Source organism: Enterococcus sp. DIV0755f, assembly GCF_051713725.1.
Classification (GTDB): Bacteria; Bacillota; Bacilli; order Lactobacillales; family Enterococcaceae; genus Enterococcus_D; species Enterococcus_D casseliflavus.
Window position 1 is genome coordinate 1,051,163 of record NZ_JBIOQL010000001.1, and the last position, 13,729, is coordinate 1,064,891.

Annotated in this window: 10 protein-coding genes; 9 read left to right on the plus strand and 1 reads right to left on the minus strand. The window is 41.1% G+C overall.

The window, feature by feature from the left end:
• Positions 1-6: 6 nt before the first annotated feature.
• The 6 genes from IGI73_RS04735 (at position 7) to IGI73_RS04760 (ending at position 7,248) form a co-directional block, all read left to right on the plus strand.
• Positions 7-927: a carbohydrate ABC transporter permease gene (locus IGI73_RS04735; protein ID WP_005225516.1), complete on the plus strand. Its 921-nt coding sequence runs from the start codon at positions 7-9 to the stop codon at positions 925-927.
• Positions 928-954: 27 nt separating this feature from the next.
• Positions 955-2,424, plus strand: a complete 1,470-nt coding sequence (locus IGI73_RS04740) for an ABC transporter substrate-binding protein (protein WP_005225517.1) — start codon at positions 955-957, stop codon at positions 2,422-2,424.
• A 278-nt stretch (positions 2,425-2,702) separates the two neighbouring features.
• A complete protein-coding gene (locus IGI73_RS04745; protein ID WP_128431794.1) occupies positions 2,703-3,323 on the plus strand; it encodes a DUF624 domain-containing protein in 621 nt (206 codons plus the stop codon).
• Entirely contained in the window at positions 3,316-5,064 is a 1,749-nt protein-coding gene (locus IGI73_RS04750) for a sensor histidine kinase (protein WP_223079917.1), read from the plus strand. The genes IGI73_RS04745 and IGI73_RS04750 overlap by 8 nt, the downstream gene beginning before the upstream one ends.
• Positions 5,057-6,541 carry a response regulator transcription factor gene (locus tag IGI73_RS04755; protein ID WP_128431795.1) on the plus strand — a complete coding sequence of 495 codons (1,485 nt, stop codon included), beginning with the start codon at positions 5,057-5,059 and terminating at the stop codon, positions 6,539-6,541. The genes IGI73_RS04750 and IGI73_RS04755 overlap by 8 nt, the downstream gene beginning before the upstream one ends.
• Before the next feature lie 107 nt (positions 6,542-6,648).
• The gene (locus IGI73_RS04760; protein WP_128431797.1) at positions 6,649-7,248 is read left to right on the plus strand and encodes a YczE/YyaS/YitT family protein; all 600 of its coding nucleotides are present in this window, start codon (positions 6,649-6,651) and stop codon (positions 7,246-7,248) included.
• Positions 7,249-7,388: 140 nt separating this feature from the next.
• Here IGI73_RS04760 and IGI73_RS04765 read toward each other — a convergent pair whose 3' ends face one another.
• Complete coding sequence (locus IGI73_RS04765) at positions 7,389-8,624, minus strand: helix-turn-helix transcriptional regulator (RefSeq protein ID WP_144808310.1); 1,236 nt, start codon at positions 8,622-8,624, stop codon at positions 7,389-7,391.
• A 150-nt stretch (positions 8,625-8,774) separates the two neighbouring features.
• On the opposite strand from IGI73_RS04765, the gene IGI73_RS04770 reads away from it, so the two are divergent.
• From IGI73_RS04770 to IGI73_RS04780, 3 genes are all read left to right on the plus strand, one after another.
• The gene (locus IGI73_RS04770) at positions 8,775-10,136 is read left to right on the plus strand and encodes an MFS transporter (protein WP_438759121.1); all 1,362 of its coding nucleotides are present in this window, start codon (positions 8,775-8,777) and stop codon (positions 10,134-10,136) included.
• A gap of 89 nt (positions 10,137-10,225) precedes the next feature.
• A complete protein-coding gene (locus tag IGI73_RS04775; protein ID WP_128431802.1) occupies positions 10,226-12,454 on the plus strand; it encodes an alpha-L-rhamnosidase in 2,229 nt (742 codons plus the stop codon).
• A gap of 6 nt (positions 12,455-12,460) precedes the next feature.
• Positions 12,461-13,726, plus strand: coding sequence for a glycoside hydrolase family 1 protein (locus IGI73_RS04780; protein ID WP_128431803.1), 1,266 nt, complete (start codon positions 12,461-12,463; stop codon positions 13,724-13,726).
• Positions 13,727-13,729: the final 3 nt, after the last annotated feature.

A 13,729-nucleotide genomic window follows, 5' to 3' on the forward strand; every position in this document is an offset into this window, starting at 1 on the left:
GGATAAATGAAGAAAAAAGTAACGAAAGTCGAGATCCGCTCCTTTAACCCAACGGTCAACCTGATTTTTAATATCGTGATCGGTCTGTTCGCGATTTCCTGTGTCTTGCCGTTTCTCTTTGTGATCGCGATCTCATTGACCAGTGAAACCTCTTTGGCAGAAAACGGCTATCGCTTTTGGCCACAAGAATTTTCGTTCGCAGCGTATACCTACCTGTTTAGCGGACAAATGAGCAGCAAAATTTTTCAAGCATTTGGCGTATCTATTTTTATCACTGTTTTTGGTACCTTCGTCAATGCAACGATGACTTCGCTATATGCCTATGTCATCTCTCGCTCAAATTTTCCATTCCGTCGTTTCTTTACGATCTTCGCTTTGATCACCATGTTGTTTGCGCCAGGGATGGTTGCCAATTATTTAGTGATGGTCAACTTGATCCAATTGAAAGACACGATTTGGGCGTTGATTTTACCCCTTGCCTTAGGGCCTTTTAATATCCTTGTTATGCGGACCTTCTTTAAAAAGACGGTACCAGATAGTATTATAGAATCTGCGCGCATCGACGGTGCCAGCGAAATGAAGATTTTTCTGTCCATCGTGTTGCCGTTAGCCGTTCCAGGGATCGCAACGATCAGTCTATTTGCCGCTCTTGGCTATTGGAATGACTGGTTCAATGCATTGTTGTATATTCAAAAAGACTCTTTAGTGCCCTTACAAGCACTTTTGATGCGGATTCAAAGCAACTTGGACTATCTAGCCAAAAGCTCTGGTATGGCTGCCCAGATCCAAGGCGGTTTGGCCGCTTTGCCAAGCGAAACTGCTCGCATGGCAATCGTTGTTGTTGCAACCTTACCGATTGCGATCACCTATCCATTCTTCCAACGGTATTTTGTCGGTGGTCTGACAATTGGTGGCGTCAAAGAATAATCAAATAAGTATAGGGAGGAAACAAAAATGAATTTGTGGAAAAAAACAGCTTTTGCTGGGATGGCCGCAGCGGCAACTTTGGGAATGGCTGCCTGTGGGTCGAACGGCGCAACATCCGACTCAGAAAACAATGCAGACGGCGTAACGACTTTATTGATGTATCAAGTTGGGGACAAGCCAGAAAACTTTGATCAATTAATGGAGATCGCCAATAAACGCATTGAAGAAAAAACCAACGCTCGCATCGATCTGCAGTATATCGGCTGGGGTGATTGGGATCAAAAAATGAGTACCATCATTTCATCGGGTGAAAACTACGATATTTCCTTTGCCTCAAACTATGTTGCGAATGCGCAAAAAGGCGCGTATGCAGATTTGACGGAGTTAGCACCAAAATATGCCAAAGAAGCGTATGATCAATTAGACGAATCTTATATCAAAGGCAATACGATCGACGGAAAATTATATGCCTTTCCAGTCAACGGCAATATTTATGCCCAACAAGTCTTGACCTTCAATAAAGAGTATTTAGATAAATATGATTTGGATATTAGCGGGATCGAATCTTATGCAGATGCCGAAGACGTGTTGAAGAAGTTTAAAGAAGAAGAACCAAACATCGCACCGTTTGCGATCGGACAAACCTTTAATGTTTCTGGAAACTATGATTATGTAATCGGGAAAGATTACCCATTTGCTGTTAAATTGGACGGCGATACAACGAAGATCATCAATCAATACGAAGATGATGAACAAATGGAAAACTTGAAATTGATGCACAAATGGTACAACGAAGGCTTGATCCCAACTGATGCAGCCACTAATACGACTGGTTACCCATTAGAAGGCAACACATGGTTCATGCGTGAAGAAACCCAAGGACCAATGGATTACGGCGATACGATCTTAAGCAATGCCGCAGGTCATGAATTGGTTTCACGTCCAATCACGAAACAATTAAAATCAACAGGCCAAGCGCAAATGGCAAACTTTGTCGTAGCGAATGTTTCGAAAAACAAAGAAAAAGCAGTGGAAGTGTTGGGCTTGTTGAACAGCGATCCTGAATTGTTGAATGGATTGGTTTGGGGTGTCGAAGGCGAAGCATGGGAAAAAATCGAGGGCGAAGACAACAAAATCCGTCTCCTTGATGGCTACTTGCCAAATACCCGGATGGCTGCTTGGAACACTGGGAACAACATGATCCTTTATACACAAGAATCCATCACAGACGATATGATCAAAGAGCGTGATGAAAATATTGCTAACGCTGAAGCATCACCAATCTTAGGGTTCAACTTCAAGACTGATAATGTGAAAACAGAAATCACGAATATCGCCAATGTCATGAACCGTTACAAAGCAAGTTTAGCAACGGGAACGATCGATCCAGAAGAAAATGTTCCGAAACTAAACGAAGAATTAAAAACCGCTGGCTGGGAGAAGGTTCGCGATGAAATGCAAAAACAATTTGATGAGTATCGTGCAAGCCAAGAATAAGCAACAGGCGCCGCTCACCAATCAATAGATCAAGTAAGCCGGAGGCTAAACGCATCAGGACCAATGGTTCCCACGTCTAGCTTCTGGCTGCTTTTTCTTTAAAGTAAGTAGCGAAATCTTTGATGAAAAAATAACGTTACTTTTGTTTTTTAACCTTCAAGCAGCAAGCATAGTGCCTCTAAAACGTACATAGCATTAAAAGATTCTCAGGTAGCTTGAGTAGGAAGCTAAAATCATGCTACATTTTCGATAGGGAACAAATAAGGGAGGAATTTTAAATGGAAGAAACAGCAAATAGTGGGTTGGTCAAGGGCTTTCGCTTGATTTGGGCGATCGTGAAGTTGAATTTGTTTTTCGTCGTATTGACATTGGCAGGTGGCGGAATCTTAGGGATCGGTCCAGCGTTTCATACCATTAGTACCTTGATCCATGAAGACGGACTAAATTATGAGCATCAAAGCTTTCGCAGCGCATGGCGCATTTGGCGCAGCGTCTTTGTCAAAGCCAATAAACAGTTTTATCTTTTCTTCCTACTGACAGGTTTCTTAGTGTATAACTTGTATTTAGCTACCCAGATCCAAGGCTTGATTTGGCTGATGATCTCTTTTGTTTTAGTTGTCGTCAGCGGATTGAGTATCTTACTGTACTTACTAAGTGTGGTTTTTGACACATCCTATGAGATTTCCTTGTGGAATAACCTGAAATTGTCCTTCGTGTGTCTGTTTCTTCATATGGCGACCTTTCTAAAATTGTTAGTGGGGATTGCCAGTATTTTCGCTTTTACTTGGATGATGAAAGGGCTCTTGCTCTTTGGAACCTTCAGTCTATTGATTTTGTGGTGCCACATGGCGATCAGTCAGGAAAAAACCGTCATTGATCGGGACTTGGCACATGACTAAGCAGCGCTTTCGTTTGTTTAAACATGACTTTTTGATCAATCAGTTGATGCAGTTGTATAGCGTCCTTTTGGTGATCATCTCGATTATTATCATGCTGGTTCTGACGGCATATACTGGGGCAGACCGCTTCAATAGCAGCGAACGCCTCGTGGAAGCTACCAGTATGCAGCTGGATGCATACGTGCAGGATCAAAACGCGGTCGTCTCAACGGTATTAGGCGAATTTACCAGTTCGGATACTGCTTTTGAATCGCTGCGCAATTATTTACAGCTTTCATTGCCAGACTATTTTTCCTATAGTAATGATATTTTTCGCCAGACGGGTCAAAGTGTGTATTTGCCAAACATCCTCTATCGCTTGATCCGTAATCATCCTAGTATCGAAGAGATCATTATTCAACTAGATGAAAGCAATGAGACACTAGTGGCAACCCCAGATACCCCTTATGGAGAAAAACGCAGCGGCAAGCAGATCGATTTGAAAAATCGTCTGTTTTTTGTTCGTTCGATCGCCCAACCAAGTAATTATGCGCAACCGTTAGGGCAAGTCTACGTGATTTTTCACTCAGACGATGTCTTAGCCAATCGACAAGAAGACAACCAAGCGCATGGTATTAACAGTTTTTTGTATACCTCCAATGGTCAGCGACTATACAAGGATGCCGCGAACCTTAGCAAGCAGACCTTAGCGAAAATTGATCAGGCGGTGGCTCATGGAACTATTCACGACACTCTGTCGAAAGACTTTTATATCAAAAAACAAACGACCGTCAGCGGAGAGTTGTCACTGATCTTGTTGTCAAAAGGTGTGATCTGGCGGGATATTTTTTCTAGCGCCATTTGGATCTTTAGCTTTGGGATTGGGATTCTCTTATTGGTCCTATGGGTGCTCCATCGGACCTTCAAGCGCTATACCTCGCAAGTACAGCAGATCGTCTATGCGACGAAAGAAGTCAGTCAAGGGAATTTTGATAAGCGGATCGATACCGCCAATGTCCAACAAGAGCTGAAAGAAATCGCAGAAGCCATCAATCAAATGACTTACAGTATCAACGAGTATATCAAAGACATCTACACGTTAGAGATCAAGCAGCGAGACGCCGATATGCGGGCGCTGCAAGCACAGATCAATCCGCATTTTCTGTATAACACGTTAGAATACATTCGAATGTATGCCTTGAGTCGCAACCAAGAAGAGCTGGCGGATGTCGTCTATGCCTTTTCGGCACTGCTACGGAACAATACGACGCAAGAAAAGACGAAGACCTTAAAAGAAGAAATCGATTTTTGTGAAAAATATGTCTACTTGTTTCAGATGCGCTACCCAGATAAGATCGCCTATCATGTAACCATCGATTCGGCATTAGAACAGTTGGAATTGCCGAAGTTCACGCTGCAGCCGCTTGTCGAAAACTATTTTGTTCACGGCATCGATTATCAGCGCAATGATAATGCCATCAGTATCAAGGCTTATAAAGAAGTCGATCAGATCGTGATTGAGGTCAAAGACAACGGCAAAGGCGCAGATGCACAGCAGTTGGCGATGATCCAAGAAGAACTGCAAAATCAGGAGATCGGAGCCCAAACCTCAATCGGGATCAAAAATGTTCATGAACGGTTGCGGGGTATGTTCAACAGCGCCTATCAAATGGACGTTGCATCTCAGGCAGGTGCTGGGTTTACGGTCAAGATCCGCTTAGATGAGAAACGTTTGCAAAGGGGGCATGAGACAGATGTATAAAGCAATGTTCGTTGATGATGAATACATGATCTTGCAGGGGCTGCAAATGATCTTGCCTTGGCAAGAACTGGGCTTTGAAGTGGTGCATACAGCGAAAAGTGCTAGTGAAGCTCTCGAATACTTGCAAGAGCATTCCGTTGATTTGCTGATCACGGATATTCGGATGCCAGAAATGAATGGCATCGATATGATCCGCCAAGCACAAGCGTTTGGGAATCGATTTTTCTCGATCATTCTATCAGGCTATCAGGAGTTTGCCTTTGTCAAACAAGGCATGGCGTTAGGTGTGCGTAATTATCTCGTCAAACCTGTTAACAAAGAAGAACTACGCAGCAGTGTACAAGCAATTACAGCTGAGTTAGAGGAGCAGCAAAAACTGTTGGCAGAAAAAGAACTGTATCAAGAGTCAAGCCTGCTGCTTTGGTTGAATGATGAATTGAACGAAAGCGAGTACCTCCATTTGCTGGCGCAACAGCGGGTGCCACTAGCAGCACCCTTTACCGTTTTGCAGTTCAATGGGACTGCTGAGATCTTACAAAAAATCACGACGTTTTTTCAGCAACACGATCAGCCATTGATCTTACCAGGGCGATTAGATGAAAACCAAGTGATCATTACTGCTGCTGGACCAAGGCAGCAAATCAACGCTGATCTAAAAGCACTGGCACAGCAGCTCAATAGTACTGACTGGCAGTTGATTATGAGCGAGACCATCAACGAGTGGGAGAATTTGTATAAAGCCTATGAAAAAATCAAGCAGGTTCAGTCACTGCAAGCCTTCTACCCAGATCTGTTCTTACAAGAACAGACGATCCACGTGGATATTTTAGAGCGAAACGAAGAACTCCCGTTTCTGTCTTTTAACAAAGCACTGACCATTGGGGATGTCAAAACGATCCAACATGAGCTGGATAAAATGTTCGCTATTTTGGAACAAACCCAAGCAGACCCTGAGCATGTTCGCTATGTTTCGTTCTTGTTGTTCAATGATATTTATCGGCAGCTGCCAGTACTTTCCCACGAAAACCATGAACAGATTTTGGCACGGATTCGTGAGTCTAATACACTGGCAGATTTGCGGCAGCTCTTTGATGATGTGCTGGAGTTGGCGAAATCGCAGCCGCCGCAAAAACGCTATTCAGAGATCGTTCAAAAGACGATCCAGTTGATCGAAGAAGGCTATACCCATGATTTGACGGTCAAATCAGCGGCTGAAGAACTGCATGTCAGTGTCGTTTATTTGGGGCAGCTCTTTAAGAAAGAAACGGAAATGAGTTTTAATCAGTACGTCAATCTGGTGCGGATCAAGCAAGCCCAGCAGCTGCTGCTTCATTCGAAAGCCACGATCAGTGAGATCGGCGATCGTATTGGTTACAACAATACCAACTATTTTTCCAAAATGTTTAAGAAATTGAATGGTCTGACCCCCAAAGAGTTTCGCGATACCTATGAACAGCATTATGAATCCCTTGATTGAATTTAGATTTCTTCAAAAAAAATCTGGTTTTTGTGATTAAATGATAGTAATTGTGACGCTTTCACGGTAAACTAAGAGAGGAAAAATAAAGAAGAGAGCGTGATGTTGTGAAAGAAACCAAAAAATTTGCACAAGTTTTGATAGGTACCGGGCTGATTGCGTTGGCCATTTCCTTATTGATCACCGCCCATCAAGGATATGATACGATCAGTACGTTTTTACTAGGAATTTTGAATTTCGTCGATGTCCCTTTTTGGATTGCCAGTTTGTGTTTTAATATTATTGTTTTGTTGATCGTTGCAGTCTTTGATCGTGCTGAATTAGGCATTGGCAGTTTTATCAATGGGATTGGCTTAGGCCTGTTGATTGGGATCTTTGAACCAGTGATGGACAAAGTATCTATTCATTTGCCTTTTTATCCTTGGATCGCTATTTTCGCTGCACCGATCTTATTTGGGATCGGCGCTGGTATCTACGTTTCTTCCAACAAAGGATCAGCGGCGTTAGAAGCCTTGACTGCCTTGATCTACAAACGAAGCAAATTGACGCAAAAAACGATCCGTATCGGCTTGGATGCAGCCATGGTCTTGATCGGTTTTGGGCTAGGCGCCAGTGTTGGGTTAGGTACTCTCTTGTGTATCGTCTTTATTGGCCCAATCTTTGAAGCCACCATGAAAACCATCGCTGCTCGGAAGAAAAACGCCTAGCCTTGAAAATAAGTCGGAAAAAGCTGTCTGTGAGGACAGCTTTTTTGCTGGATCAAAAGAGATAACGAGGAGTTACAAGAATCAGGGATGAAACGAGGTAACTTGTTTATTGTTTATACTACTAATTTTCGTTCCATTCATTAACGGTAAACTTCATTCTTTCTTGTGATTTGCTGCTGCTTTCGGTACTGCAATGGGGTGGTTCCAACAATCTGCTTGAATGTCTTTTGAAAATAACTTTGACTTGAAAATGAAAGCTGTTCTGAAATTTGGGCAATAGATAACTCCGTCAAAGCAAGTTGTCGTTGAGCTTCGCTGATCCGTTTTTCATTAATGTAATGGGGCAAGTTTTTGCCGGTCACTTTTTTGAATTTTGTAGAAAGGTACTCAGAGGAATAGCCGATATAATCTGCGATCATAGGGACAGTCAACTTCTCTCTGAAATGATCAGTAACATAGCTTATGCATCGATTGATTTCATCGTCTTCGATAATGTTCAATTGGGCTTCACGCGGTCTTGTCTGCTGCACACGCCTACAATAGTCTTTGACCATAGCAACAGAAAGTGTACTGAGTGCATGAATGCTTGGACTTGCCTCGATCTCATTGATATAAAGACCGCCTAAACGATAGCAAATATCAGAATCCACGCCTCCAGCGATTGCAGCTCGTAGTGCTAAAGAATTTAAGATCACATTTGCATTTTTTGAATGCCTTAGTGCGTCAGGACCTAGTTGCTTTAATGTATAAGAGAAGCTCTCTAAGATAGAAGTTAGGGAATCTAAATCACCATGACGAATACAATATGAGATTTTCTCTTCATAATTGACCGTGTTGGTGTGTTCAAGATTAAACTGGTTTTCCTGCTCAAAATCAGTCAGCTTTTTTTGTATCTGATTTAGCAGACTTTCTTCTTCTACTGGATTTGTTAGTAAGGACTGAGGGTGAACAATCTTTTGATTCAGGAAACAGTGTACCGAACAAATAATATTTAAAAAATTTTCTAGAGAAATATTTTCGATCGTCTCGATTCTATTGCTTGGTTTTTGTTCCAATTGTTTGAATGCAGTCTTCATTTTGACTTGTAGCGCATCTCGCTCTTGCGGATCATAGTATCCGACCAATCCTGGACCAATAACAATCTCTAAGTTTTCTGTACAGAGATAACCAAAGATGAAGAAATCTTCTGTAATCAAAAAATCTGGTTTGCTTTCTGCAAAGGAAGCTTGAAATTTAGGTAATATTTGCTGGATTTTTCCAAGATATAAAGAACTGCTATAAATACTTTTTTTGCCTTCAAAAATACTAAATCCCATTTGATGGGTTTTTGAAAGAAGATCAAGATAATGGGTGATCAAGCCTATTTTTTTTTGCATTTTTCCGCTCCTTTTCTTTGAATAGTACAATAATTATTTTAATTTTACAAGAATGCGCTTACTTATTTTGATATTCTGTGAATAAGGAGGCGATAGAAAGAGGTAAGTAAATAACGAAATTTTTATATTTTTTGATAGGAGATGTGAGCTATGGAAAATGTGCAAGAATCACAAGCACTGAATGAAGAGAATGAAAAATTAGATTTGCCAAAGTTTTTCTACTGGAAGGGAAGAGATGTTTCACTGTCAGGATTGCAGGTGATCGTTACTGGATACTTACTGCTTTTTTCGACAGATGTACTGCAGTTATCACCAGCATTTGTGGGTGGCTTATTGATGGCAAGCAAGATAATCAATGCTTTTACCAATCTATTCGCAGGCTACTTAGTCGATAATACCAACACAAAATTAGGAAGGGGACGGCCATATGAGTTTGCCGTGATTGGTGCATGGTTATGTACGGTTCTCTTATTCAGCTGTCCGCCTGAATGGAGTACAACAGTAAAAGCTATCTGGATCGTCATTATGTATTTCTTTATTTTTTCTATTTTTAATGCGCTACTTTTCGCCGCACAAACCCCCTACATGGTGAGGGCGTTCCCTTCAAGAACACAGATGATCAAAGTTTCATCATACGGCGGTGTCGTTTCAATGCTAGGGGCGATGATTGTGAGTATTACTTTCCCGGTAATGATGGGAAGACTGGCTTCTTCTGGGGGCGGTTGGCGTTCGTTGATTTTGATCTATGCAGTTCCGCTCTGCTTGATTGGAATTTTACGACTGATTTTTGTTAAAGAAGACACATCAATTCGTGTCGAAGAAGCAGGTGAAAAACTGAAAGTAAAAGAAATCAGACAGATGTTTTTGAAAAATAAATATGTTTGGCTCTACGCTGCTATCGTAGGACTTTTTAATGTTATTCAAGGGATGAACATATCCGCTCAATATTTCACCTATGTTGTAGGAAACATTTCTTTACAAGGGATCATGGGCATGCTTTCGATGATTATGCTGCCAGTAATGTTCGTTTTTCCAAAACTGATGAAGAAAATGAGCGTAGCAAATTTGATTCAAATGAGTGCAGTGTTCTCGGGTGTCGGTTACTTAATAAACTTTTTTGCAGTAGCCAACATACCGGCACTGATTGTCGGAAATGTGCTCGCAAGTCTCGTTATGCTGCCACTGTCGTATCTAGGCAACGTAATTATCATGAATTTGGCAACTTACAATGAATCGATGGGATTAAAACGTATGGAAGGGAGTACGAATGTCAGTATTGGTTTTGTGGGGCAAGTTTCCAATGGGTTGGGAACAGGGCTTATCGGAATTCTGCTGGGGTTGTCAGGATATGTCGGAACAAATCCTTTTCAGCCTGATGGGGCGCTATTAATGATTCGTGGAATTTACGCAATCATACCGTTACTTTGCATGGTTGGTATTTTCTTTTTGGCTTGGCGGTTTTCAGCTTTAGAGAAAAAAATTCCAGAGCTAGAGCAAAAAAAGCAGGATTAATTTCAAAATTTTAAATGGGAAAAAGATCGATCAAGACTAAAATGATCTTCAAATGAGTCAAAACAGAAAAAGTAGGAGGACTGAAATAATTGGATGAATTAAGAAAAAGATTTATCACGTCACAACGATCAGATTATGAAGAAGGATCTGTATCAGTGTTTTCAAAACAGTTTTCATTAAAAAAAGATCCTGTGGCAGCAGAATTATCGATAACGGCTTTAGGTATTTATGAAGCAGAACTTAACGGGGAGAAATTAGGAGATCAGTTATTTGCACCAGGGTACACCTATTATCCTAAAGATTTATTTTACCAAAAATTTGACGTTCTGAACAAACTGAGTGCTGGCAATCATGAATTGAAAATCTATTTGGGTCAGGGGTGGTACAGTGGGCGCTTCACTCATGACAATCTGCTCAAGATTTATGGAGATCAAACAGCTGTATCTTGGATACTTGTTGTTACTTATGAAGATGGTAGTGTCGAAAACTATTATTCTGATTCAAGTGTCAACGAACTGCAATCACCCTATCATTATGCTGGATTTTACGATGGTGAAATTTTTGATCAGCGAATAGAAGAAATCTGCATTGGGAAAGCAAAGTTGTTTGAAGGTCGGATTCCTGAACATTTATCTGAAACGCATCTTGAAGTCAAAATACAAGAGGAGATAGCGATCAAGGAGGTAGTGAAAAAAGAGCAAAAAACGATTCTTGATTTCGGACAAAACTTTGCGGGATTTGTTGAAGTTGATTTGGGTATGTTACCAAAAGGAGCCTGCCTAAAACTAAGACATGGTGAGATGTTGACGAAAGATGGAGCGCTTTATACCGATAACTTAAGAAAAGCAAAGGCGGAAACGGTCATTTATGCTAATGGTGAAATGGGTCGCTATCGTCCACGATTTACGTATATGGGTTTTCGCTATGTAGAGCTGACAGGTGTTGAATATCGTGATGGGTTACTCACTGCTCGAGCGATTTACAGTGAGATGGAACGAACCGGCTTCTTTACGTCTTCCAATAAAAAAGTTGAACGACTGTTTCTAAATCAATTGTGGGGGCAAAAATCCAACTACGTGGAGATTCCGACGGATTGTCCACAAAGAGATGAGCGGATGGGTTACACCGGAGACGGTCAGGCATTCGCTTTGACCGGCAGTTACAATTTTAATACGGAAAATTTTTGGCAGAAGTTTTTCAAAGATATTCGATTCTCACAGCTAGATAATAAAGATGGCTTTGTTGCCCCGACGATTCCAGCTACAGGTCCAGGGGAAATTGGATTTTTGAACATGCTGGGTTGGGGAAATGCGGTTACCATCATACCAGAAATAATGTATTGGCAATACGGCTCATCAAAGTTGCAAGAGGGCTATTATGATAACATGAAACTGTTTGTTGATAGTGAGATTCGGCATATGCAAAACGATCTTTGGTTAGCCCCAAATTTAGGAGATTGGTTAATGCCTGGCAAAGACATGGCCTGGATGGCAATGAACAATGGCCCTGTGTCAAACTCCTTTATCGTAAATGATCTAAACCTTCTAAGCAAACTAGCTAGACGTCTTGGACGGATGAAAGATGCCGCTGACTATGAAATCCAGCTGAAAAAAACTCGTGAGGCATATATCGACCAGTTTATTTCTGAAGATGGCGTGATCAGTGGGGATTATCAAGGTGCTTACGTGATGGCTTTGCAATATGTAGGAATCACCGGCGATCTACGGCAAAAGATGCTGAAACGTTTAGTCACTGATGTGAAACTTCATGGATTAAATACCGGTTTCTTTGCCACAGAATACCTGCTGCCTTTATTGGTCGAAGCTAAAGAAGTTGGCTTAGCCTTTGACGTATTGCTAAATGAAGCTTGTCCCGGCTGGATGTATCAAGTTGTGAACGGCGCAACAACGATTTGGGAACGGTGGGATGCACTGAAAGAGGACGGAACGATCAATGATGTAAAAATAGAGCAAAGCAATGAAAATATGGTTTCGTTCAATCATTATGCATTTGGTAGTGTTGGGAAATTCTTCTATCAGTATATTTTAGGAATTCAACCTTTAGAGCCAGGTTACAAAAGGATTTTGATTCGTCCCTATACGGATGCGAGAATCAGCGATGCTGCGGGTTCATACCATTCAACTTCGGGTGAAATTAAAAGTGCATGGAAATACCTATCGGATAAGCAGATTCAGTTCAATATTACTACACCAAAACCTACAGTAATTGAATTGCCAAATGGAGAAAAATTTGAAGTATTACCTGGTGAGTATGAATTTGAGGTTGATTTATCAACAAATAAAAAAGAGGAACGGTGAGAATAGATGGTCTTTTATTTAGGAGCAGCTACAGCTGCACATCAGATTGAAGGAAATAATATTCATAGTGATTTTTGGGTTCAAGAGCAGTTGCCCCATTCAATTTTTAAGGAGCCTTCTTTAGATGCCGTCGACCATTATAATAGATACGAGGAAGACATAGATCTAATGAAAGAAGCAGGATTCAACGCCTATCGGTTTTCAATTGAATGGGCGAGAATCGAACCGAAAAAAGGGCAGTTTGATGAAAAAGAAATCGATCATTACCAAGCGGTGATCGAGTATTGCAAGAAAAGTGGCATTACTCCTTTTGTAACACTGCATCATTTTTCAAGTCCGAAATGGCTAATTTCAGAAGGCGGCTGGGAGTCAGAGAAAACAGTTGATTATTTTAGACGATATACCGATTTTGTAATCAGTCGTATTGGTGATTCTGTTGATTATATTTGTACGATCAATGAAGCAAATATGGGCATTCAGTTGGCAGCAATCATCAAAAGGATTTTGAAACAAATGGGGGTCAATCTTCAAGTCGGAGTCAATATGCCGCTGGGTGAAGAACAACGACTCCAAATGAAAGAAGCAGCTGAAGCATTTGGTTTAAAAGAAAACGAGCAAGCCAATACATTTCTTTCACAACGAACCCAAAAAGGCGATCAGATTATTATTGAGGCACATAAAGCAGCGCGATCAGTTATCCGTTCAAAACACAAAGGGATTAAAGTTGGAATGACATTAAGCTTACATGATCTACAACTGGGTGATGCAAGTGAAGAAGCAAAGAAACTGATCGAAAAAGCATGGTATGATGAATTTCTTCATTATTTGCCAACAATTAAAGAAGATGACTTTTTCGGCGTCCAAAATTATACTCGTGAGATTTTCACAAGAGAAGGTGTACAAAGCGCGCCAGAAGGCAGTAAATTAACTGAGATGGGGTATGAAAACTATCCGCAAGCATTGGCGAATGTTGTAAGAAAAGTATCAGATGTTTTCAATAAAGATATCTATATCACAGAGAACGGTATTGCGACATCGGATGATCGAGAACGGGTGTCATTCATTGATACAGCACTTGCAGGTGTGAGTGATCTAATCCAAGAAGGGGTTCCGGTCAAGGGGTACTTCCATTGGAGTCTCATGGATAATTTTGAATGGCAAAAAGGGTTTGCGATGAAGTTTGGATTAATCGAAATTGACCGCAGTACCCAAACAAGAAAACCTAAGCCCAGCTTGTATCATTTAGGAAACCAATTGAAGCATTTTCAATAAAAG

What these genes read in the sequence shown, in the direction of transcription:
- IGI73_RS04735 (WP_005225516.1), top strand. Translation starts at nt 7, where the DNA reads ATGAAGAAAAAAGTAACGAAAGTCGAGATCCGCTCCTTTAACCCAACG.
- IGI73_RS04740 (WP_005225517.1), top strand. Translation starts at nt 955, where the DNA reads ATGAATTTGTGGAAAAAAACAGCTTTTGCTGGGATGGCCGCAGCGGCA.
- IGI73_RS04745 (WP_128431794.1), top strand. Translation starts at nt 2,703, where the DNA reads ATGGAAGAAACAGCAAATAGTGGGTTGGTCAAGGGCTTTCGCTTGATT.
- IGI73_RS04750 (WP_223079917.1), top strand. Translation starts at nt 3,316, where the DNA reads ATGACTAAGCAGCGCTTTCGTTTGTTTAAACATGACTTTTTGATCAAT.
- IGI73_RS04755 (WP_128431795.1), top strand. Translation starts at nt 5,057, where the DNA reads ATGTATAAAGCAATGTTCGTTGATGATGAATACATGATCTTGCAGGGG.
- IGI73_RS04765 (WP_144808310.1), bottom strand. Translation starts at nt 8,624, where the DNA reads ATGCAAAAAAAAATAGGCTTGATCACCCATTATCTTGATCTTCTTTCA.
- IGI73_RS04770 (WP_438759121.1), top strand. Translation starts at nt 8,775, where the DNA reads ATGGAAAATGTGCAAGAATCACAAGCACTGAATGAAGAGAATGAAAAA.
- IGI73_RS04780 (WP_128431803.1), top strand. Translation starts at nt 12,461, where the DNA reads ATGGTCTTTTATTTAGGAGCAGCTACAGCTGCACATCAGATTGAAGGA.